Annotated in this window: 21 protein-coding genes and 1 pseudogene; 6 read left to right on the top strand and 16 right to left on the bottom strand. The window is 59.8% G+C overall.

Features of this window, described 5'->3' with window-relative positions:
- Positions 1-11: 11 nt before the first annotated feature.
- From hisG to AAAK34_RS05740, 14 genes and pseudogenes are all read right to left on the bottom strand, one after another.
- Positions 12-662 (bottom strand): ATP phosphoribosyltransferase, encoded by a 651-nt coding sequence (gene hisG, locus AAAK34_RS05805; RefSeq protein WP_231693638.1) that lies wholly within the window; start codon positions 660-662, stop codon positions 12-14.
- Entirely contained in the window at positions 659-1966 is a 1308-nt protein-coding gene (gene murA / locus AAAK34_RS05800; protein ID WP_231693639.1) for a UDP-N-acetylglucosamine 1-carboxyvinyltransferase, read from the bottom strand. Before murA ends, hisG begins: the two co-directional genes overlap by 4 nt.
- A gap of 4 nt (positions 1967-1970) precedes the next feature.
- The gene (locus AAAK34_RS05795; RefSeq protein WP_231693640.1) at positions 1971-2210 is read right to left on the bottom strand and encodes a BolA family protein; all 240 of its coding nucleotides are present in this window, start codon (positions 2208-2210) and stop codon (positions 1971-1973) included.
- Between the two features lie 104 nt (positions 2211-2314).
- On the bottom strand, positions 2315-3055 hold the full coding sequence (locus tag AAAK34_RS05790) for an ABC transporter permease (protein ID WP_231693812.1): 741 nt from the start codon (positions 3053-3055) through the stop codon (positions 2315-2317).
- 92 nt (positions 3056-3147) lie between these two features.
- Positions 3148-4109: pseudogene (locus AAAK34_RS05785) on the bottom strand (ABC transporter ATP-binding protein).
- A gap of 158 nt (positions 4110-4267) precedes the next feature.
- Positions 4268-4834 carry a hypothetical protein gene (locus tag AAAK34_RS05780; RefSeq protein ID WP_431777832.1) on the bottom strand — a complete coding sequence of 189 codons (567 nt, stop codon included), beginning with the start codon at positions 4832-4834 and terminating at the stop codon, positions 4268-4270.
- 17 nt (positions 4835-4851) lie between these two features.
- A complete protein-coding gene (locus tag AAAK34_RS05775; protein WP_431777831.1) occupies positions 4852-6144 on the bottom strand; it encodes a serine hydrolase domain-containing protein in 1293 nt (430 codons plus the stop codon).
- 153 nt (positions 6145-6297) lie between these two features.
- Positions 6298-7248 (bottom strand): hypothetical protein, encoded by a 951-nt coding sequence (locus AAAK34_RS05770; protein WP_431777830.1) that lies wholly within the window; start codon positions 7246-7248, stop codon positions 6298-6300.
- 313 nt (positions 7249-7561) lie between these two features.
- Positions 7562-7837: an STAS domain-containing protein gene (locus tag AAAK34_RS05765; RefSeq protein WP_231693644.1), complete on the bottom strand. Its 276-nt coding sequence runs from the start codon at positions 7835-7837 to the stop codon at positions 7562-7564.
- Between the two features lie 5 nt (positions 7838-7842).
- Complete coding sequence (locus AAAK34_RS05760; protein ID WP_231693645.1) at positions 7843-8499, bottom strand: ABC transporter substrate-binding protein; 657 nt, start codon at positions 8497-8499, stop codon at positions 7843-7845.
- Positions 8500-8643: 144 nt separating this feature from the next.
- The gene (locus AAAK34_RS05755; protein WP_231693646.1) at positions 8644-9438 is read right to left on the bottom strand and encodes an MlaA family lipoprotein; all 795 of its coding nucleotides are present in this window, start codon (positions 9436-9438) and stop codon (positions 8644-8646) included.
- A gap of 50 nt (positions 9439-9488) precedes the next feature.
- The gene (gene mlaD, locus AAAK34_RS05750) at positions 9489-9968 is read right to left on the bottom strand and encodes an outer membrane lipid asymmetry maintenance protein MlaD (protein ID WP_231693813.1); all 480 of its coding nucleotides are present in this window, start codon (positions 9966-9968) and stop codon (positions 9489-9491) included.
- A 30-nt stretch (positions 9969-9998) separates the two neighbouring features.
- The gene (mlaE, locus tag AAAK34_RS05745) at positions 9999-10781 is read right to left on the bottom strand and encodes a lipid asymmetry maintenance ABC transporter permease subunit MlaE (protein WP_231693647.1); all 783 of its coding nucleotides are present in this window, start codon (positions 10779-10781) and stop codon (positions 9999-10001) included.
- Positions 10778-11599, bottom strand: a complete 822-nt coding sequence (locus AAAK34_RS05740) for an ABC transporter ATP-binding protein (RefSeq protein WP_231693648.1) — start codon at positions 11597-11599, stop codon at positions 10778-10780. Before AAAK34_RS05740 ends, mlaE begins: the two co-directional genes overlap by 4 nt.
- Before the next feature lie 314 nt (positions 11600-11913).
- Here AAAK34_RS05740 and AAAK34_RS05735 point away from each other — a divergent pair, with 314 nt between their 5' ends.
- Positions 11914-12216: a hypothetical protein gene (locus AAAK34_RS05735; RefSeq protein WP_231693649.1), complete on the top strand. Its 303-nt coding sequence runs from the start codon at positions 11914-11916 to the stop codon at positions 12214-12216.
- 163 nt (positions 12217-12379) lie between these two features.
- Here the strand turns inward: AAAK34_RS05735 and fdhF are convergent, their stop codons facing one another.
- Both fdhF and AAAK34_RS05725 read right to left on the bottom strand, forming a co-directional pair.
- Positions 12380-15265 (bottom strand): formate dehydrogenase subunit alpha, encoded by a 2886-nt coding sequence (gene fdhF / locus AAAK34_RS05730; RefSeq protein ID WP_231693650.1) that lies wholly within the window; start codon positions 15263-15265, stop codon positions 12380-12382.
- Complete coding sequence (locus AAAK34_RS05725; protein WP_231693814.1) at positions 15262-17007, bottom strand: NADH-ubiquinone oxidoreductase-F iron-sulfur binding region domain-containing protein; 1746 nt, start codon at positions 17005-17007, stop codon at positions 15262-15264. Before AAAK34_RS05725 ends, fdhF begins: the two co-directional genes overlap by 4 nt.
- A gap of 244 nt (positions 17008-17251) precedes the next feature.
- Between AAAK34_RS05725 and bfr the strand changes: the two genes are divergently transcribed.
- The 5 genes from bfr to AAAK34_RS05700 all read left to right on the top strand — a co-directional run bounded on the left by bfr (position 17252) and on the right by AAAK34_RS05700 (position 22420).
- Positions 17252-17722 carry a bacterioferritin gene (bfr, locus tag AAAK34_RS05720; RefSeq protein ID WP_231693651.1) on the top strand — a complete coding sequence of 157 codons (471 nt, stop codon included), beginning with the start codon at positions 17252-17254 and terminating at the stop codon, positions 17720-17722.
- A gap of 557 nt (positions 17723-18279) precedes the next feature.
- Positions 18280-20562 (top strand): TonB-dependent receptor, encoded by a 2283-nt coding sequence (locus AAAK34_RS05715; RefSeq protein WP_431777829.1) that lies wholly within the window; start codon positions 18280-18282, stop codon positions 20560-20562.
- A 21-nt stretch (positions 20563-20583) separates the two neighbouring features.
- Positions 20584-20781, top strand: coding sequence for a hypothetical protein (locus AAAK34_RS05710; protein WP_431777828.1), 198 nt, complete (start codon positions 20584-20586; stop codon positions 20779-20781).
- Complete coding sequence (locus tag AAAK34_RS05705) at positions 20724-21278, top strand: Fe2+-dependent dioxygenase (protein WP_431778001.1); 555 nt, start codon at positions 20724-20726, stop codon at positions 21276-21278. Before AAAK34_RS05710 ends, AAAK34_RS05705 begins: the two co-directional genes overlap by 58 nt.
- 53 nt (positions 21279-21331) lie before the next feature.
- Positions 21332-22420 carry an alpha-hydroxy acid oxidase gene (locus tag AAAK34_RS05700; RefSeq protein WP_231693654.1) on the top strand — a complete coding sequence of 363 codons (1089 nt, stop codon included), beginning with the start codon at positions 21332-21334 and terminating at the stop codon, positions 22418-22420.
- Positions 22421-22468: the final 48 nt, after the last annotated feature.

Below are 22468 nucleotides of genomic sequence, written 5' to 3'. Positions count from 1 at the left end.
TTTAAGCTCCTTCAGGCAGCCGCGGGCTGGCCAACGGCTGCCGCGAACGCATCAATAATGCGGCGAATCGCTTCGGTCTTGAGCTTCAGCGCGGCCTGGTTCACCACCAAGCGTGAGCTGATGTCCATGATGTGCTCGACCTCCACCAGGTTGTTGGCCTTGAGCGTCTTGCCGGTGCTGACCAGATCGACGATAGCATCGGCCATGCCGGTGAGCGGGGCCAGCTCCATGCTGCCGTACAGCTTGATGAGATCGACGTGGACACCCTTTTCGGCAAAGAAATTGCGCGCAATGGCAGTGTACTTGGTGGCCACTGTGATGCGACTGCCCTGACGAATGGCGCGCGCGTAGTCAAAACCGGCCGGAGCGGCCACGGCCATGTGGCACTCGGCGATCCGCAGGTCAAGTGGCTGAAACAAGCCGGCACCGCCGTGTTCGATCAAGACGTCCTTGCCAGTGACCCCCAGATCCGCACCACCGTATTCGACATAGGTGGGCACGTCGGTGGCGCGCACCAGCACCACACGCACGTCTTCCTGGTTGGTAGGCAGGATAAGTTTTCTGGACTTCTCAGGGTCCTCAAGGACCTCGATGCCGGCCGCGGCCAGCAGTGGAAGTGTTTCATCGAAGATGCGGCCCTTGGAGAGCGCAAGGGTAATCATGATTTGATCCTCTCGATATCCGCCCCGATGCCACGCAGCTTCTCTTCCATCTGGTCGTAGCCACGGTCGAGGTGGTAGATGCGGTCGATGAGCGTTTCACCTTCGGCCACGAGGCCGGCGATCACCAGACTGGCCGAGGCGCGCAGATCGGTCGCCATGACAGTCGCGCCAGACAGCTTCTGAACGCCGTCGATCATGGCAACACGGCCGTCCACGTGAATGGCCGCTCCCAGCCGCGTCAGCTCGTTCACGTGCATGAATCGGTTCTCAAAAATGGTCTCAGTGACCATGCTGGAGCCTTTGGCCACGCAATTGAGGGCCATGAACTGGGCCTGCATATCGGTGGGGAAGGCGGGGTACTCGCTGGTACGGAAGCTCTGCGCCTGCATTGCTCGCGCACCCAGGCTGCGTACGTGGATGGCATGCGCCTTGGGACCACCCTCGCAGTCAGGCCCACCCAAAGCCTCTACCTCTGCGCCAGCTTCACGGAGCTTTTCGATCACGGCGTCCAGGTGGTGGGCGCAGGCGTGACGCAGCATGACGTCGCCTCCTGTGGCAGCCACCGCACACAGGAACGTTCCCGCTTCGATGCGATCGGCCACCACCTCATGCGTGCAGCCATGGAGCCGCTCGACACCTTCGATACGGATGCGGCTGCTTCCGTGCCCCTCAATGCGGGCACCCATCTTGATGAGCATTTCGGCCAGATCGCTGATCTCAGGCTCCTGAGCTGCGTTCTCAAGAATGGTTTCGCCCTCGGCCAACGCGGCGGCCATGAGGAAGTTTTCAGTACCGGTGACCGTGATCATGTCGGTGGCGATGCGCGCGCCTTTCAACCGGGTACGACCTGGCGGAAGGCGGGCCAGCATATAGCCATGCTCCACATCGATCTCGGCACCCATGGCCTGCAAACCCTTGATGTGCTGGTCTACCGGCCGCGAGCCGATGGCGCAGCCTCCTGGCAGCGACACCTTGGCCCGACCGAAACGCGCCAACAGGGGCCCAAGTGCCAGCACCGAGGCGCGCATGGTCTTGACCAACTCATAGGGCGCTTCAGGGTTGATCGAGTCAGGGGCACGGAAGCTCATACCACCCCGATCGCCGTGCGTTTCCGTGACGCATCCCATGTTGTCCAGCAGCTTGCGCATGGTGCGCACATCTTGCAGACGCGGCACGTTCAGCAGCGTGACAGGCTCGTTGGTCAACAGAGCAGCGCACATCTCGGGCAGCGCGGCATTCTTGGCGCCGGAAATCAAGACCTCGCCCTGAAGGGGGCGGCCTCCGCGGATCAGGAGTTTGTCCATACCGTCATTGATTCTTTGCGTATTCAGTGGGCGTGAAGGTCTTCATTGACAGAGCATGCACTTCGTCAGTTTTCATGCGCTCGCCGAGCGTGGCATACACCCTCTGATGACGCGCAATGGGGCGCATGCCCTCGAAGTCAGCAGAGACGATCGTGGCAAACCAGTGGCGACCATCGCCCTCGACGCTGATATGTTCGCACGGCAAGCCGGCGGCGATTAGGGATTGGAGTTCTTCCGCAGTCATGTTCTCAGGTGTGGCTTGAAAACGCCGGTCTAAAGATGATGGTACGTGGCCGCTAACCACAGGAGGCTGCGCGCCAGAAGATTTGGCGCCCGACGTTCAACCTCTTAACCTCTTAATTTGTATCCGATCTTGAGCAAATGAAGCGTCAGCAGCGACACCGCCAGACAGCTGCCACCAGCTACCGCCAGACTAAGCCAGGGGGACACGTCGCTCACGCCGAAAAAGCCATAGCGAAAGCCGTCAATCATGTAGAAAAATGGATTGAAATGGCTGACTTGCTGCCACACACCCGGCAGCGAGTGGATAGAGTAAAACACCCCTGCCAGGAAGGTCATGGGCATAACGATGAAGTTCTGGAATACGGCCATTTGGTCGAATTTGTCGGCCCATAGGCCTGCCAGTACACCCAGCACCCCCATTAATGCCGAACCCAACAGCGCGAAAACAATAATCCAGCCTGGCGCGGCGGCCTGCGCCGGCGCATAGAAAAGCGTGATCAGATAGACGCCCACGCCCACCGAAAGGCCACGCAAGATGGCAGCCCCCACATAGGCGATGAACCAGTGCGCTGCTCCCAGGGGTGTCAGCAGGACAAAGACCAGGTTGCCCATGATCTTGCTTTGAACCAAGCTGGAAGCACTGTTCGCAAACGCGTTTTGCAGCATGCTCATCATGACCAGGCCCGGCACCAGGAAAGCCACGTAGCTCACGCCTGGGTAGACCTGCACACGGTCGCTCAGTACGTGGCCGAAGATCATCAGGTAAAGCACCGAAGTGAGTACCGGCGCGGCAATGGTCTGCATGGCCACTCGCCAAAAGCGCAGGACTTCCTTCTTGAGCAGCATTTTCCAGCCGTCGTTGGCCGCCGGCAAGGCATGCAGATGACTGGTACCTACGGTGGAATCGGCGGAGGCTTTCAGGGCAATGGCGGTATCGGTCATACGGTGGCGGCCTCGGCGAGGCCAGCTTCAGTGATGCCGACCTCAGTTGGCGCGTTCATCAGTTGAATGAACACATCTTCCAGGTCGGCCTTGCGGATCTCGACATCTTCGGCCTTCACGCCGGCCTGGCGCAGCGCCACCAAGTGGCGCTCTATTTCTTCTGGTCCGTTGGCGGGCAGTTCCACAATCCTGCCCGTAACACGTGCCAGCGGGGCCAGCGACTCAGGAAGAGCGGAGTCGGTCTTGAAATGCAGCACGTTCGCGGTGGCATTGTTCAGCAGTGTGCTGGTCTTCTCCAGAGCCACCACACGCCCTTTTTTGAGCATGGCAAGACGGGAACAAAGCGCCTCGGCTTCTTCCAGGTAATGCGTGGTAAGCAGCACGGTGTGCCCGCGCTTGTTGAGCTGCGCGACAAACTGCCACAGCGTCTGGCGCAACTCCACGTCGACTCCGGCAGTGGGTTCGTCGAGCACAATGACCGGCGGCTTGTGCACCAACGCCTGTGCCACCAGGACGCGGCGCTTCATGCCGCCCGAGAGCTGGCGCATGTTGGCCTTGGCTTTGTCGGAAAGCCCCAGACCTTCAAGGAGTTCGTCGATCCATGCGTCATTGCTGTACAAGCCGAAGTAGCCCGACTGGAATACCAGCGCCTCGCGCACGGTAAAAAACGGATCGAACACCAATTCCTGCGGCACGACGCCAAGGTGGCGGCGCGCCTGCACAAAATCGTTCCGCACGTCGAAGCCGTGCACCTTGATGCTGCCACTCGTGGCCTGCGCGAGACCGGCCAAAATGGAGATCAAGGTGGTCTTGCCGGCGCCGTTGGGACCGAGCAGGCCAAAGAATTCACCCTCTTCAATGTCGAAGCTGACGTTGTCGAGGGCTTTGAGGGGGTAGAGCCGGGGCGTCCGGAGGTTCCGTAAACCTTGGAGACCGACTGAATGGAGATGGCTGGCATAAGCTTAACCCCTCATTTTACGTGCTCGGGGCTTAACGCGCAGTCTGCCGCCTTAATGGCCGGAAACTATGCAGCCTTTGCAAATGCAGGCCCCCAAAAACAGCATGAGGGCAAGGCGCCTCAGCGCCTCAGCAGCTCAGCGCCTCGGGAGTGCCAGTTCAACCTGCACGGGCAAAAACCATTCCACTTGACTTCAATACCTGCACCCCATTTTCAGTGGTGAGGAAGATCTCGTTGAGATCGCGACCGTGATTGACCGGCACCTTGACCGATGGACCGCCTCGGTCATTGGCCAGCGGGGTCAATAGCTGGTACCCCATGTCGCTTCCACCATAAAGGATGTAGCCCGGAAGATCCGGCAGGCTGTCGATGCTAACCTGAGGATTATCGGTCGTTACCCAGACAACGGAATCTGGTGATTCGTTTGCCAAAACCCACCTGGATTTCATACGGGATTGCCATGCAGCGGGCAGTGCGGAACGAGGTTGCAGTTGCTGGGCGATCGGCATGGTCACCCGCTCGAATCCGGCACCTGGGGCCATACGCCGCATCAGGTATCTGTAACGGTAGGCGCCCCTCGCCCCATCAATGCCCGAGACTTCGTTGAATCGGAAGCTGGGCAAGTCGCCGTTGTCGCTCCACCACCAACCGTCGCTCCGGTACCGGTAGAGGGAAGCACCCTGATAAAGGGGAGCCCACCCCTGACCGCTCCATTCATTCAGCACCAGGCTCCCATCCGCGCCTACCAATACTTGAATAGGGGCCGTATAGTTACCGTAGATTCCCGCGGCATTTGCGACAAAGGGAGGAGATGCCAGCGGGGGAACGATGTTGCTGACCCTGGAGGGTGCCATGCGGATCCATCCCCCTCTTGCAACGCACGTATGAGGATCCCTTCGGAGATTTCGAGGGCCTTGCCGCCGTAGGCAGAGTTGCCGGTCAGCAGCAGCGCCAACCCAGCCTCTGGCAGCACAAAGAACTCGGTGGAGAAAAACGTGGTGCCGCCGTTCTTTTCCCACGCCAGAACATTGGCCTTTGCCAACCCGTTTTCACGAACACTATCCAAGCCCAGGCCCCAGCGCCATTCTGGCGAGGGATTGATTGAAAAACCGGCCGTCTGGTCTTTTGTCATGGCCGCAATGCCGGCGGCCGAGACAATACGCACACCCTCATACTCCCCTCCTCCGAGGAACATGCCGGCAAGCCTCATCATGTCGGAGGGCGTTGAACTCAAGCCGCCCGTGGCAAAAGCATTGGCGAATTCCAGCGGATATTCCTTGCCACGATACTGCGGGTGCGCAAATTCGCCACGAGGATTCGGGCGCCGCATATAGCCCGAGTCGAACATCTGCAAAGGCTGGAGAATGTGCTCCTCCACGAAATCCGGAAACTCCTGCCCCGAGACGGCGAGCACCACTTGCTCGAACAAAGTGAAGCCGTCGTTGCAATACACAGCCAATTCACCGGGCGAGTGCTTGAGATGGGCATTCGACAATTCGCTCTCGGTGTAGGCCGAGTAACCCGCGATGGGTGCGAACGTAAAGAGATTGCGGCCATTCGTTCCGGGCAAGCCGGAAGAATGCGTGAGCAAGTGTCGGGACGTGATGCGCACGTATTCCGGGGAAAGCATCTTGAAACCCGGGAGGTAGCTGATGATGGGCTCATCGAGGTCGAGCACACCTCTTTCCTGGAGCATGACGGCAGCAAGCCCGGCAAACACCTTGGAGACCGAGCCGATATTGAAACGGGTTCGGATGGTGGCGGCCTTATTGCTGGCCACAGATGCCTTCCCGAAGGCCTCTTGCCAGGCAATGCCATTCGAATCGAGCAGCGCCACGGAAATGGCTGCAGCATCAGGCTGCTCGCTCATGACCTGCGCGATGGCGCGCTGACCCCAATCAATCGTCTGGCGATACGAGGGAGCCACGTAGCTGGCGCCTCCACAGCCCGGCAAACTGGCTGCCAACAACCCAGCGCCCGCGGCGCCAAGAAACTGGCGCCGACCGGTACTGGTCAGACCATGTAGGGAAGTCAAGTTTTCTCTGGTCATTGTGATCCTTTAAACCTGAAACCAGCAGTTGACCGCTTGCGATCTTCTGAAAAGCCGCATTAACACCAGGGATCTGCTTAACTCCCTGCGGCCTGTGGCAGCGCGGAATGCGTAAGAATAACGACAATCAGAAGATCTTCAAGCCCACATCTGAGGGGGCTCAGACCCAGCCATCAGCAAGCCAGCGTGTGAAGGGTCTCTAAAAAAACTTTCAGTCACCAACAAATCGTAGTGCGCCCCATTGCGCGCGATCCATGCGCGACTTCCCTGGAATTTCCCAGGATCCTCGCAACCATTAGGCACGGGATTTATACCCGATTGATCAATGAAGCGCTGGGTGATTATGTCCGCCAATGTCTCGAAGAAGAGAGCATTTTCGGCCTCGTCGGATTGAGCCACGCCTTCCATGATCGCCCCAATTCCGTGTGGCGAATACAGCGTGAAATCCAGATTGGCGATGGTTCGGTCAAACAGCTTGTCCACATCAAAAGCCTGCGCCACCTCATCGGATGGGGGCATGAATGAGCAAAGATCTTCGTACGCCACCTTGATAGCGTCCTTGACTTTTGCATCCCACCCAAGATCAATCAGTTTGCCGAATATTTCGCCTTTCGTCACACTCTTGTCCACCCAGCGCTCCTCTCCGAGATGAATCGCCAGTGAGGAGCGGAACAAACAAGCCCCGTCGCCCTTTACGGGAATGACTTTGGCGTGCGCAGGAATACCATCAAACCCTTGCTTGAGCTTCTTGATCACATCCGATGAAAACACACCATCAGCGCCTGGCGGCTGCTTGATCCACCAGACTGGACGCCATTCGCTTTGATCAAACTCACGAATCGCCTCCTTGACGGAAGGCGGAATCGCCGCGCCACCTACTTCGCCCTCCAGCACAGTACCCGCCAGAAGCAGCATCTCTGGCTGCGCCTTGGCCTGAAGCCCAAATGAGTTTCCCATCAATTCGATCAGCGTTTGCGCCATCTGACGAATCTGAGAAAGGATTCCCGGGTCGGCGTTATCGGCAAACTGCCTCGCCAGGAGAGACTTCGCACACATGGCCACATCACCTGTGCCAGCTGCGCAATTCATGACGAATTCACAATCCTCTGGGTTACCCGATTCAACAAGCGCGGACAAGCATTCAGCCACGGTACGACCAGAACCGGCAACAGCGGCGTCGGCCCTACCGTGAGGATCACTTGCCGCTATGAAAAGTTTATCTCGAATGGATGCCTGCACATCCTCGGAGCCATTTGCACCTACGGCTGCTGCGAGATAACCGAGATCAGAAGGAGAACTCGAAATATTCATGCCCAAAACGCACCTTGCTCAAGAAAATAACTACACCCCATGAGTAACTGAGGGCGCAATAGAGTTCCACTCAAGATACGCGGATGGCTTGTTATGAGCGATCGGGCAATAGATCCGATATGCCGTAGAGACCGGCCAATTCGCGCAAGCGCGGCGTCAAGCCGCGCACGGCGAAAGATTTCTTGCCATCAAGGAGGCACTCTCGACGGCACTCCAGCAGCACCGCAAGCGCCGATGAGTCAAACCGGGTGAGAGCGGTCGCATCTACCAGGACACTGTCGCCCGGCTCTGCACGCGCGGCCTTCAGCAGCATATTCAGGCAAGGTGCAGCCTGAGCATGAGTGAGTTCCGCAGGCAAGACCAGCATGTGGCTCACTTGGCGCTGGCCGCTGCATTGGTCTTGTTGCGCTCCACGAGTGAAGCGACCAGACCATCGATGCCGTTGGCGTTGATCTGCTGTGCAAACTGCGGGCGGTAGGTATCCACCAACCAGATTCCGGCCACGTTCAGATCGTAGATTTTCCAGCCCAAGCCCTGACCGGGTGTTTTTTCCATGCGGTAATCAAGCTGCACTGGCTCTCCCTTGCCCTTCACAAGGGTACGCACCAGCACTTCCTTGTCGGAGTCGTTGGCCCGCAGTGGCCCCACTTCGATGGTCTGGTCACTGACCTGTCGAAGAGCTCCCGCGTAGGTTCGCACCAGGAGGGTCTTGAACTCCTGCTGGAGCTTCTGCTGCTGTTCGGGTGTGGCTTTGCGCCAACCCGGGCCGGTGGCCGATGCCGTCATGCGACGAAAGTTGACATTCGGCATGATCTTGCGGTCAACCACCTCCATCACGCGGGCGATGTCGCCACTTTGCAGGGTCTTGTCGGCGCGGATGATGTCGAGCACTTCGGTGGACAAGCGCTCGATCATCACATTCGGCGCCTCGTCGGCAGCCTGTGCCCATGGCGCAGTGGCCCCCAATGCAAGAGCACCGAGAGTCAAGGCAGCACGTTTGATGAGGGAACGACGAAACGGTTGAGTCATGGTTAAATATTTCACGGGCGAAAAACCACCCCTCGCGGGTTTGAATGCCACAAGCCGCCCGGGTTCCCCGAGGCTGTTACAAGTTGTGCACGACGCGCTTCTAAAACGCACCGCAAAACCGCCGAAAAACGCGCCAGGGCATCCCTATGGCTTGCTGGAGGCCGGCGCACCGGGTGCTACTGCAGCACCGGCATCGCCGCCTTCATCGAGGTCGTAACGCTCTTCATTTTGCGGGGGGTTGCCGTCGTAAATGTCGTTGCGACGTTTTTGCAGATAGGCATCGCGCCTGAAAGTGTAGGGATCCAGAGCAGCTGCGTCCAGAATATTACCCACCTCAAGCAACCGCGCGCGAACGTCAACGGCTTGCACTACGGCAAAGGAGTTGCGCACTCCATTGTTAAACATGTACCTCTGAGGGCGCCCGTAAGAGTCTACCGGCAGAGCCGCGGTGTCTCGCAGGGTGGACGGCCCAAGGATGGGCAGCACCACATACGGCCCTGAAGGCACGCCCCACCACCCCAAAGTCTGGCCAAAATCTTTCCGGTGACGTTCAAGCCGCATTTCGGTGGCCGGGTCAAACAGACCGCCAAGACCGATGGAGGTATTGATGACCACACGCCAGAAGGAATGCAACGCGCCTTCGGGCTTAGCCTGCAACACATTGTTCACAAAGGACCAAGCATCACCCAGGTTGCCGAAGAAATTGCCCACGCCACTACGCACCGGGCGCGGCAGAACTTCTTTGTAGACTGTGGCAGCAGGTTTCAGCACGGCGTCGTCGACGGCGTCGTTGAACTTGGTCATCGACCGGTTGTACGGCTCCCAAGGATCACGTGGGTCAGCGCCCGGCGCGCTGGCGCAGCCCGCCAGAAACGCCACCATCAAAACCACGGCCCATCGACCCGGCAGCCCTAAACCGGCCGGCACTAGCGTCTTCATTGAAATACCTTGCTATTGTTGGTCGGACCTGATCATTTCAAGCCGACTCCTTATTTTGCACCGTTGCTGGCGCCAGAGCTTGAAGCGCTATTGAAGAGAAACTGGCTGATCAGGTTCTCCAAGACGACCGCAGACTGGGTGCTGGTGACATTATCGCCGGCAACCAGGTTTTTCTCATCGGCGCCGGGCTGAATCCCGATGTACTGCTCGCCCAACAGCCCGCTGGTGAGTATTTTCAGCGAACTATCCTTAGGAAATGCGAAGCGTGAGTCCATATCGAGCGTAATGCGCGCTTGAAACTTCTGGTCGTCGAAGCCAATGGATTCCACGCGGCCTACGACAACCCCTGCGCTCTTGACAGCCGCCTTCGGCTTCAAGCCGCCAATGTTGTCGAAATCCGCAGTGATGCGGTAGCCGCGCTGAAAATTCAGGCTCAGCAGGTTGGCTGACTGCAACGCCAGAAATACCAGCGCCACCAGGCCGATGAGCACGAACAGGCCCACCCAGAAGTCGTTTTTAGAACGTGCCATATTGCTTGCGCTACTCAAGAAGCTAGAAAATCAGAAACTGAACATCATGGCTGTGAGCAGGAAATCCAGCCCCAGCACCATCAAAGACGCCATGACCACCGTGCGCGTGGTGGCACGGGCCACACCGTCGGCCGTCGGCTTGGCACGGTATCCTTGCAGCAGTGCAATGAAGGTTACCGCGAAGCCAAACACCACACTCTTGATTACGCCGTTGCCCAAGTCAGACCACACATCGACCCCACCTTGCATCTGGCTCCAGAAAGCGCCGGGGTCGACCCCGATCATGAGCACGCTGACCACCCAGCCGCCCAGCACACCTACCGCGTTAAAGACTGCCGTGAGGAGCGGCATCACGATCACACCGCCCCAGAAACGAGGCGCAATGATGCGGCGGACCGGATCGACGGCCATCATCTCCAAGGCAGAAAATTGTTCGCCCGATTTCATCAGGCCAATTTCCGCCGTGAGTGCCGTGCCAGCACGACCAGCGAACAGCAAGGCAGTGACAACCGGCCCGAGTTCGCGCAGCAGCGAGAGCGCCACCATCATGCCCACCGCCTCTGCGGAGCCGTAGCGCTGCAAGATGTTGTAACCCTGAAGCGCCAGCACAAAGCCGACGAACAAACCTGAAATGGCGATGATCAATAGCGAGTAGTTTCCCAGGAAGTGGACCTGGTCGCGCACCAGCGAAAAGCGCTTGAACGAAGGCCCGGCCAACGTGACAAGCCGCCAGAAAAAGCGGGCAGCGTAGCCAATATCCGCCAAGCCGGAGCGGACAGCAAAACCGACATCGGATGGGCGCCACCAACTCATGAGGCACCCCCAAAATCCTGCTCGATCGTGGGGCCGGGATAATGAAATTGCACCGGCCCTTCGGCTGACGCGCCAATGAACTGACGCACGAGCGGATCAGTGCTGGCGCGAACTTCTTCAGGGGTGCCCCGCACCGCCACCCCACCGTCGGCCAGAATGATCACCTGGTCGGCGATGCGAAATGTTTCGTCGACGTCGTGCGACACCACGATGCTGGTGACACCCAAAGAATCGTTCAGCCTGCGGATCAGCCGCGCGGTGGTGCTGAGAGACACCGGATCGAGTCCGGCAAAGGGTTCATCGAACATCACGAGCTCCGGATCAAGTGCAATGGCTCGCGCCAACGCCACGCGCCGCGCCATGCCGCCTGACACCTGAGAGGGCATTAGATCTCGCGCTCCCCGCAGGCCCACGGTTCCAAGCTTCATGAGCACGATGTCGCGAATCAGCGCCTCGGGCAACTGGGTGTGCTCGCGCAGCGGGAACGCCACGTTCTCGAATACAGATAGATCGGTGAACAGCGCACCAAACTGAAACAGCATGCCCATGCGCCTCCGCGCGACATAAAGCTGCTCATCGTCCATGGTGCCGATGTCTTGCCCTTCAAAAAGCACCGCTCCCTGCTGCGCGCGATACTGCCCGCCGATCAGTCGCAGCACGGTGGTCTTGCCTCCGCCAGAGGCGCCCATGAGCGCAGTGACCTTTCCGCGCAGCACTGTAAGCGAGAGATCCTTGAGTATCGGCCTCTCGTCGTAACCAAAGGTCACGCCGCGCAGCTCGACCAAGGCGTCAACGGCAGGGGAAGCTTCAAGGGTCAAGACAAAAATCGCCGGACGAAGCCGGCGTACAGTAAAGATGAGTTCATTGTAGCGATGGAAAGCGTTAAGCAGATTGTGCGGTGGCTTGCTCAGAAAGTTCCCCAGCACATTGTTTCCCAGAAGGAAAGAGTCTTATTCCAATTGGGTGGTTTTTTATCGACTCGAAAAGGCCGAAACTACGTCTTACGGAGTCGGCAAGCTGATCCAGGCAAAGCTCCTCCGCAGCGAATCGGGTTAACAAGATGACTCGCATTCAAGACAAGGAAGCTGCAAAACATGCAGCCTCTAGCTGCATGAACTGAAAGGAAAATACCATGCAAACTAAAACCATCGCTCTCGCTACCGTATTGGCAACTGCCCTGGCAGGCAACGCTTTCGCTTTCCAGCCTGTCTCCGGCGAAGGCCCTCTGTTCCAGAACGACACCGTGACAGTCAGCACCGTTAGCCGCGAAGCCGTGCGCCAAGAAGCTGCTGCAAATCCGCCCGCTGCAGGCGTGAACAATGCCGGCGCCGCCGTTGACCAGACTCCGAGCAAACTGACCCGCGCCGAAGTCCGTGAAGATGTGCGTAACGCCATGGCTAATGGCTACGTCGTCAAGAGCGGCGAGCGCAGCTAAACCCTGAGGCGGCCATCCTGGTCGCCGGATAGCCCTCAGAGTCTATTCATAGAGCGTGCTCGAAGAGGGTGCTCTGAATGACCGGTCTCTTGAGGCTGCAGACAAGGCCCTTCGGGGCCTTGTTGCTTTGTAGGTCCGCCTTTGGGTCGGCTATTTTCCAGCTTCAGCCTGAAACCGGCGCCGGGTCCACCGCCAGCACCCGCACCGCGCAGTATTTGAACTCCGGAATTTTCCCGAACGGATCAAGCGCCGCATTGGTCAAAAGATTGGCCGCCGCTTCGCGATAGGCGAAGGGAATAAACACGCTACCTCGGGGCGTACCGTCGTCACGACGCACGGTCAGCTCGACGCTTCCGCGCCGCGAGGCCACACGCGCTGTTCCACCGGGTTGAAGCCCCAGGCTTGCAATGTCCTCGCCGTTCATGGACACCGTGGGCGCGGGCTCCAGTGCATCTAGCACGGTGGCGCGGCGCGTCATGGCACCAGTGTGCCAATGCTCCAGCTGGCGGCCGGTAATCAGCACCATGGGGTACTCTGAATCGGGTCGCTCATTGGCAGGAATGATGTCAGCAGGCACCAGCTTCACGCGACCATCCGATGTTGGAAAGCGGTCCATGAAGACGATGGGCTGGCCCGGGTCTTCTTCTGTGAGACAAGGGTAGGTGACGCTGCTTTCACGTTGCAGGCGATCCCAGGTGATGCCGGCGATGGCGCCGTGCATGGCGCGTCGCATTTCATCGTAGACGTGTTCGACGCCGTGGTAGCTTTCTTCGCCCCCTGCGTCCTGATGCTCGTAGCGCCAATCCAGGCCCATGCGTCTCGCGATCTGCTGAATGATCCACAGATCGGCGCGCGCTTCGCCCGGAGGAGTCAAGGCTTGCAGTCCCAATTGGACCATGCGGTCGGTATTGCTGACCGTGCCGGTTTTCTCGGGCCAGGCCGAGGCAGGCAGCACCACGTCGGCCAGCCACGCGGTCTCGGTGAGAAAAATATCCTGAACCACCAGATGCTCCAGACTGGCGAGCGCATGACGCGCATGATTCAGGTCCGGGTCGCTCATGGCCGGGTTTTCACCCATGATGTACATGCCGCGCACCTTGTGAGGATCGTTGTCCTCCGCCAGGGCCTTGTGCATGATCTCAACCACTGTATAGCCGGGCTGATCGTCCAGAGGCGCACCCCAGAAGTTCTCGAACCAGCCGTGAGCCTGGGAGTTGTCCACGCGCTGGTAATTGGGAAACATCATGGGAATCAGGCCGGCATCGCTGGCGCCCTGCACGTTGTTCTGACCTCGCAGCGGGTGCAAACCGGCACCGGGCCGCCCGATCTGGCCGGTGCAACTTGCCATGGCAATCAGGCAGCGTACGTTGTCCGTGCCGTGCACATGCTGTGAGACCCCCATACCCCACAGGATCATGGAAGTCTTGGCCGTAGCGTAAGCACGCGCTACCTCGCGGAGGGTTTCAGCAGGAATGCCACATATGGGCGCCATGGCCTCCGGGCTGTAGTCCTGCACATTGGCCTTGAGAGCTTCGTAGTTGTCTGCCCGGTCGCGGAGAAAAGCTTCGTCCACAAGCCCCTCGTTCACGATGACGTGCAGCATGGCATTCAGCATGGCGACGTCCGCACTAGGCTTGAAGGGCAGCACGCGCCACGCGTGGCGCGCAAGGTCGGTCACGCGAGGGTCAGCCAGCACGATTTTGGCACCACGCTCGGCGGCGTTCTTCATCCAGGTGGCGGCCACGGGGTGGTTGGCCGTGGGGTTGGAGCCGATGACGAGGATCAGCTCGGCGAACTCCACATCCTTCACGGGGTTGCTGACCGCACCCGAACCTACCCCTTCGAGCAACGCGGCCACACTTGAAGCATGGCACAAGCGCGTGCAGTGGTCGACGTTGTTGCTACCAAAACCGGTGCGCACGAGCTTCTGGAACAGATAGGCCTCTTCGTTGCTGCCCTTTGCGCTGCCGAAGCCCGCCAGCGACTTGGCGCCGTACTGGTCCTTCAGGCCCTTGAGCTTCCCAGCGGCCAGGTCAAGCGCTTCCTCCCAGCTCGCCTCGCGGAAGACTTCGCGCCAATCAACGCGATCGTCGCAAAGGGCGGGATCCTTGGCCACGCCCGCTTTGCGAATGAGCGGCTTGGTCAGGCGTTCCGGGCTGGCGACATAGTCGAAACCAAAGCGGCCCTTGACACACAGGCGCCCTTCGTTGGCCGGCCCATTGCGGCCCGAGACGCTGATGATTTTCTCATCGCGTACGTTGTAGGTGATCTGACAGCCCACCCCACAGAATGGGCAGACGGAATCGACCTGCCGGTCGACTTTCTGAGGCCCGATATGGGTCTTGGGCATGAGGGCGCCCGTCGGACAGGCCTGAACACATTCTCCGCAAGCCACGCAGGTGCTGGCGCCCATGGAGTCTTCGAGGTCGAAAACGATGCGCGCATGGCTGCCCCGGCCCGCGTAGCCAATCACGCCATTGACCTGCGCTTCGCGGCAGGCGCGCACGCAGCGGGTGCACTGTATGCAAGCGCTCAGGTTGACCGCCATGGCGGGATGACTGACGTCCGGCGCAGGTTGCTCGCGCTTCAGGCTTTGAAGCGCGGGGCGTACTGTGACTCCGGATCGCGTAGCCCACAGGCTCAATTCACCATGCTGGCCGATAGGGTCATCGGGCAAGGCGGGCACAGGCGAAGCATCGGGGATACTGGCATCATTCCACTTGAAGCCCTCTTCAGGCATTTCTGCAAGCAGCAGCTCCAGCACCATGTTCTGTGCCTTGCGCGAACGCTCACTCGTGGCCTTGACCTTCATGCCGGGCTGCACTGCGCGGCAGCAACTTGGCGCCAGCGTTCGCTCGCCTTCGATCTCGACCACGCAGGCGCGGCAGTTGCCGTCGGCGCGGAGGCCATCCGTGAAGCATAGGCGCGGAATGCTGACGCCATGACGCTCAGCGGCCATCAAAATGGATTCGCCCTCGCATGCACTAACTGACCGGCCATCGAGTTCGAAATCGATGGTGGACGCATTTTGATCCAGTATCGCGCTCATGAGCGCCCTCCCAAGGAACCGCCCGACTGGGCACCATTTTGGCCCTCCGACAGCGCCCCCACCTCATTGGGAAAATACTTCTGCACGCAACGGATCGGGTTTGGTGCAGCCTGACCCAACCCGCAAATGGACGCATCAATCATCACGGTGCCCAAGTCTTCCAGTGTCGTGTGATCCCATTGCTCTGCTTGCATCAATTCGGCCGCCTTGGCCGTACCCACCCGGCAGGGAGTGCACTGGCCGCAACTTTCGTCGGCGAAGAAGCGCATCATGGAAAGTGCTGCATCGCGCGCTTTGTCCTGGTGCCCGAGCACGATGACGGCCGCGCTGCCAATAAAGCAGCCATGCGGCTGCAAGGTGTCGAAATCCAGCGGAACATCAGCCAGCCGCTCGGGCAGGATGCCACCCGAAGCACCACCTGGCAGATAGGCATACAACTCATGCCCTTCAGCCATGCCACCGCAATATTCGTTCACCAGCTCGCGCAGCGTGATGCCAGCGGGCGCCAGCTTGACGCCAGGGTTCTTGACGCGGCCGCTTACGCTATAGCTTCGCAGCCCCTTGCGCCCGTGTCGGCCATGGGAGGCGAACCACTCGGGGCCCTGCTCCAGAATTTGCCGCACCCAGTAAAGCGTCTCGAAGTTGTGCTCCAGCGTCGGGCGACCAAAGAGGCCCGTTTCAGCAATATAGGGCGGTCGTAACCTAGGCTCGCCGCGCTTGCCCTCGATACTTTCAATCATGGCGCTTTCTTCTCCACAGATGTAGGCGCCGGCGCCACGCCGCAACTCGATATGCGGAAGCGGAAACGGCGGATCTGCCTGCAGATCAGCGATTGCCTGCCTCAACACGGTATGACACTCAGGGTATTCGTCGCGCAAATAGATATAAACCGCCTCGCAGCCGACCACCTGAGCGGCTATGAGCAACCCCTCAAGAAAACGATGGGGATCGCGCTCCAGATAGTGACGGTCCTTGAAGGTGCCTGGCTCGCCCTCGTCGATATTCACCGCCATGAACCGCGGAGCCGAGAAGCCACGCACTATGCGCCACTTGCGCCCCGCCGGGAACCCGGCGCCGCCCAGACCGCGCAAGCCGGCGTGTTCAAGCGCGCTGATGACGCTTTCTGCGTCGCGTTCACCGCGCTGGATCGCCGCAGCCAGAGCGTAGCCTCCCGCCTGCCGATAGGTCGCCATGGCAACAGGCTTCGCCGCCAGCGGCAGCGGCTTCGCATTTTCCAGTTTCAGGTTAACCGCCTCCGCGAGGCCCGCGACACTCGCATGCCCGATTGACGAGTCCCCTACAAGAGCGGCAGGCGCCTGCTCACAGCGGCCAATACAGGGTGCGGGGACCACGCGCACCTCTGCCCCCAGCAGGGCAGGCAATTTTTCGAGGAGCGCCTCCGCGCCGGCAAGCTGACAACTTAGGCTTTCACACACGCGCACTGTCAGGCGCGCAGGGGTAACATCGTCTTTGATGATCTCGAAGTGGTGATAGAAACTGGCGACCTCGAACACCTCGGCCATGGGAATACGCATGTCCGCCGCCAGGGCCACCAGATGGCGCTCAAACAGCGCGCGGAAATGGTCATTCAGCTGGTGCAGGTATTCAATCAGCAGGTCACGCCGGTAGCCGCCTCCCTGAGAGAGCCCGATCAAGGCGCGCACTTCAGCCAAGGCGGCATCGTCCGGCTGGCGACCCTTCAGTTGAGCTCGGGCCCTTTTTTGATTGTTCTTTCCAGGCATGCCGCCAGATGCGTGGACGGGAATCACCCGGTGGGAGGCTGTTTCTTGCATGCGGTGTACCTTGCCTTGGCGCTAGCCTGTTAACTGCGTCACAAGACGTACAAAAGTGATGTGATGGCTGCAAGTCTAAGGGAGGCGCAAACGCCGTGCGCCGCCACGGGTCATGCAAAATTTTTCACCCTGTACCCCACCATCACCTTGGTGTAGTTAGACTCCAGATTTAGAAACCTGATTGGAGTAGCCCATGCAAGGCGACAAGAAAGCCATTGAATTTCTGCAAGCTCAGTTGAAAAACGAGCTGACGGCCATCAACCAGTACTTCCTGCACTACCGCATGCTCAAGCACTGGGGTCTGGGCAAACTGGCAAAGAAGGAATATGAAGAATCCATCGGCGAGATGAAACACGCCGACAGACTGATGGACCGAATATTCACGCTCGACGGCCTGCCCAACTTGCAGGACCTGGGCAAGCTGATGATCGGTGAAGACGTTCCGGAACTCCTGCGCTGCGACCTCAAACTGGAACAAGCTGCACAGGCGACCATCAAGGACGGGATGGTCCACTGCGAAAGCGTACGCGACTATGTCTCGCGCGACCTGTTGCAGGACATCCTCAACGACACCGAAGAGCACATTGACTATCTCGAAACTCAGATTGATCTGATCGACAAAGTGGGCTTGCAAAACTACCTGCAGAGCCAGATGGAAGAATAAGGCGAGAGACGCCTAAGCGCCTACTCACGCCAAAAGGAAAACCGCACCATAGGAGCCCGTCGGACTTGGAAATCGCCGGCTGCAAATGAGCCCCAGCGATCCATTTTTCACAGTCTTCTTGACCCATAGCTGGGCTATGGACCTGCGAATCCTGCAAAAACTGTCCTCACTGGGTCCCATTTTCCCTTTCGGCGCTCCAAGTCCGACAGGCTCCAGGCCGGCTTGGGGTGATGGGCTCCTGTCATATTTTCGCTACACTTGAATGAAACCTATTCTCATTTAGTTAGAATAGTTCCCTTAAGGATGCCCTGCATAACCCTCGCGAGTCGGTGGTAGTGCGGATCGGGATGAGGCGCAAGGCGTCTTTTTGCAGCCAATAGCCCAGCTATTGGCAAGAAAAGCAACGCTGCGGATCGCCCGAGGCCGTGCTGCCACAGACCGCAGGGAGTTATGCAGGGCATCCTTAAAGTTCATTGCAAGCAAGCGAAGCGCGCACCGATCCGCGGATGCGCTCATGTAGCCAGCTCTCCCCTTAATATCGACTGACTGGCTGCTTCATGAACCCTGCTTTTCAAGACCTTGTGCACCCCCTTGGCCACACAGCCCGGGACGCTTCAAAACCTTTAGCGAGCACCGCCGCCCCAACGCTGCGCCCATTAGGCGCCATGCTGCTGGCCGGATCATTGGCCGGCGGTGCATGGGCTCAATCTGTAGCCCCGGCAGCGCCAACGACAGCCACGCTGGGCACGGTGACAGTGCGCGACTCATCTTTAAAGGACAGTGGCGCCACCAACAGCAAGAACGAACTGCGGGTAAACCGCACACAGATCGGCAAGGGCGATCAGGAACTGCGCGACATTCCACAAAGCGTGACGGTCATGACGGAAAAGCTCATGAGCGACCGCAATCTGGACGACTTCCGCGAAGTGCTGCGCACCACCGCAGGCGTTACCTTCCAGGCGGGCGAAACAGGCGAGGAAGACGTGCGACTGCGCGGCTTCTCGCTCGGCCAGGCGGGCGACATCTACCGCGACAGCATGCGCGATGCGCCCTTGTACGAGCGCGACACATTCAACGAAGACCGCGTTGAAATCATCAAGGGTTCAGCCTCCATGCTGTTTGGAAAAGGCTCCACCGGAGGGGTGGTGAACCAGGTTAGCAAGCAACCCTTCCTGATCACTCAGCACGAACTGAACGCAACTGTGGGCACTGGCAGCATGAAGCGTGTGACAGGCGACCTCAATTTCCAGATGAGCGAGGACTCCGCGCTGCGACTCAACTTGCTGGGCCACGACGCCGAAAACTGGGGCGCCAAGCAGCGCAAGATCGGCATTGCGCCGACGTTCCGCTGGGGCATCGGCACGCGCAATGAGTTCACCGTAGGCGCTTACTATCTGGACGTGAAGGGCCGCTCAAGCTTCTCCCATCCATGGATCATCAGCCCCGAAGGCGAAATCACGCCCACGCTGCCTGCCAAGAACTACTACGGTCTGGCGAGCGATCACCTGAACACCTCGGCAAAATACGTCACACTGGGTCATACCTACCGCTTCGACAATGGCGGTGAACTGAAGACCAGACTGCGTGCCGGCCAGTACGAGCGCGACCTGCTCGGCAGCCCCATCGCGTTTGCCAACCCTCGTCCCACCAGTGTGGCCGACATCACCAGCAGCACCGTACTCACGCGCGGCTCCAAGGGCCGCATCGGCAAGAGCGACGTGGTGCAGTTTCAAAGCGACTACAGCAACACCTTCGAGTGGGGCGGCCGCAAACACCAGTTGCTGGCTGGCATAGACGTCTATGACGAGGGCGCCAAGCGGAACAACAACTTCCCGTTACCAAACACTCCGGCGCGCCCCAGCACAACCGTGGGAACCCCCAACGACGGAGCATGGGTTCCCGACACTCGCGTTTCCCCTGTGCCCTTCAACAACTTCGAGTCCCGCAGCATAGGTTTGTATGCGCAAGACACCATGGAGATCACCAACACGCTGAAACTGGTGGGTGGTGTGCGCTTTGACCACTTCCGCGCCTCGTATCACAACGCGGACGGCTCCCTCAGCAACGCGCGCAGCGACAACCTTTTCAGCCCGCGCGTGGGCCTGATATTCCAGCCCAACGACAGCTCTTCTTACTACGCCTCCTTCGGCACTTCGTTCAATACAGCGGGTGATGCCTACCAGTTCGGCTCGATCAACGCAAACACCGAGCGCTCCTCCAACACCCCGCCCGAAAAGAGCCGAAACTTCGAGATCGGCGGCAAGTGGGATCTGTTTGAGAAACGCGCACTGGCTGGCGTGGCGTTGTTCTACAGTGAAAAATACAACGAGCGCAACACCGACCCGGATACCGCCGCTCAGCAAGAGTTGCTCTCTGGCAAGCGCCACGCCGCGGGCATGGAGTTCAACTTTGCAGGCCGCATCACCCCCGCCTGGGAAGTATTCTGGAACCACACCTGGATTCCGCGCGCCAAGATCGACAGCAGCAACGTACGGCTGTCGGCTACCGGCACAGGCGCGCAGGTGGAAGGAGATCGCCCCGGCCTCACGCCCAGGCACTCGGGAAGCCTCTGGACCACCTACCGCGTGATGCCGCAACTGCGCCTGGGCGTGGGCGCCAATTACCGCAGCAGCCAGAATCCGGAAGGGCAGCGCGCCTACCACGCGGCCGGTTTCGTGACATTCGACGCCATGGCCGAATACACCGTCAGCGAGACGGTTTCGCTTAAGCTCAATGTCTCCAACCTGAGCAACAAGCTCTACGCAGACTCGCTGTACCGCGGTTTCTATCAGCCGGGTGCAGCGCGTCGAGTGGAACTGACTCTTAAAGCACTCTTTTGACGCTATTGCGCTGATGCTCCCATGCTGCTGCACCTGAAAGGCCTGCTGACCACCACCGAAGTCGATCAGGCGCGGGCACTGCTGCGAGCCCCGGACACCCCCTGGGTGGACGGGCGCGCCAGCGCGGGGGGCAAGCCGTACAACAGAAGAACAACCTTCAGCTGGCGCAAGAAAGTGCTTGCGCCGCCACGCTCCGAGAAATGGTGCTTGGAGCGCTGAGGCGTGACCCTGTGGTGCTCTCGGCGGCACTGCCCCGCCGAATCTTCAATCCGCTGTTCAACCGCTACGGTGGTGATGCCAACCACTACGGTCCGCATGTAGACGGGGCCGTCATGCACTCCGCGGCCACCGGCGAGTGGGTGCGCAGCGATCTCTCCTGCACCGTTTTCTTCTGTGACCCCGCTGACTATGACGGCGGCGAACTCGTGGTCCACGGCGCTCCTGGCGAGCCGTCTCGGCAAGTCAAGCTTCCTGCGGGCGATGCCGTTCTGTACCTGGGCACCAGTGTGCACGAAGTGCTGCCCGTGACACGGGGGGAGCGCATCGCCAGTTTTCTGTGGATTGAGAGTATGGTGCGCTCCCCCGAGCAGCGCGCCCTACTGTTCGACATGGATATGTCATTGCTCGCGCTGCGCAAGCGCCACGGCGAAACCGCCGAAGCGCGCGCGCTGACCGGCACCTATCACAACCTGCTGCGCATGTGGGCCACCACCTGACATCTGACATCTGACATCTGACATCTGACATCTGACATCTGACATCTGACGCCATGGCTGCTCCGCTCGTGACCCTTTCCGATTACGAAGTGCAAGCCCGTGAAAAGCTCGAACCCGGGAGCTGGGCCTACCTCAGCGGCGGCGCCGCCGACGAATTCACATTGAACGCGAACGCGCAGGCGTGGCAAAGGCTGGAAATATGGCCTCGCGTTCTGCAACCGCTTTGCGGAGGCCACACCCGGGTCAAGCTGGCTGGCCGCGATCTGGCGCACCCTATCTTGCTGGCTCCGGTGGCCCATCAGCGCCTGGCGCACGCTGAAGGCGAGGTCGCCAGCGCGTTGGCTGCAGCTGCCCAGGGTGCCGGCTATATTCTCAGCACGCAGTCCAGCGTGCCTCTGGAAATGGTGGCACAGGCCATGCTGGGCGATCAGGAGCGGGGACCCATGTGGTTTCAGCTGTATTGGCAACACGACCGCGCCTTCAACCTGGAACTCGCCGAGCGCGCCCGAGCTGCCGGCTACGAGGCACTGGTACTTACGGCCGACGCCCCGGTTAGCGGAGCCCGTGATCGAGAGCGGCGCGCCGAATTCAAACTGCCGCCGGGCATAGAGAGCGTGCATCTTCAAGGCGTGCCGCCCCCTACCACCCATGAAGCTGCCACCTATTGCGGGGGCATACCGGCACACGCCCTGTGCTGGGAAGACATCGCCTGGCTCCAGGCGCGCACTCCGCTACCGATCTGGCTCAAGGGCGTGCTGCACCCGCAAGACGCGCTCCGGGCCCGCGAGATGGGACTGGCCGGCCTGATTGTCAGCAACCATGGTGGTCGCACTCTGGACACCGCTCCCGCCTCCGCCCGCGCCCTGGCGCGCATTGCCGATGCCGTGGATGGCCAACTGCCGCTGATCGTCGATGGCGGCATTCGCCGCGGCACCGATATTCTCAAAGCCATGGCTCTGGGCGCCAACGCCGTGCTGATCGGCCGGCCGCTGATGCACGGCCTGGCCGTGGCTGGCGCCTTGGGGGTTGCCCGCGTCATACGGATTCTGCGCGACGAATTGGAAATGGCCATGGCCTTGAGCGGCTGCCGCACGCTGGCTGACGCCACCCGGGAACTGCTCGACACACCCACAGGCTTATAAATTCTCCCTACTCGCGAGATAGTTGTTGACAATGAGATTAATTCTCAT

The organism is Ottowia caeni, from assembly GCF_050821495.1.
GTDB classification, from domain to species: Bacteria; Pseudomonadota; Gammaproteobacteria; order Burkholderiales; family Burkholderiaceae_C; genus Ottowia; species Ottowia caeni.
The sequence above is the reverse complement of the archived record's forward strand: the minus strand, read 5'-3'. Positions and strand labels throughout refer to the sequence as shown.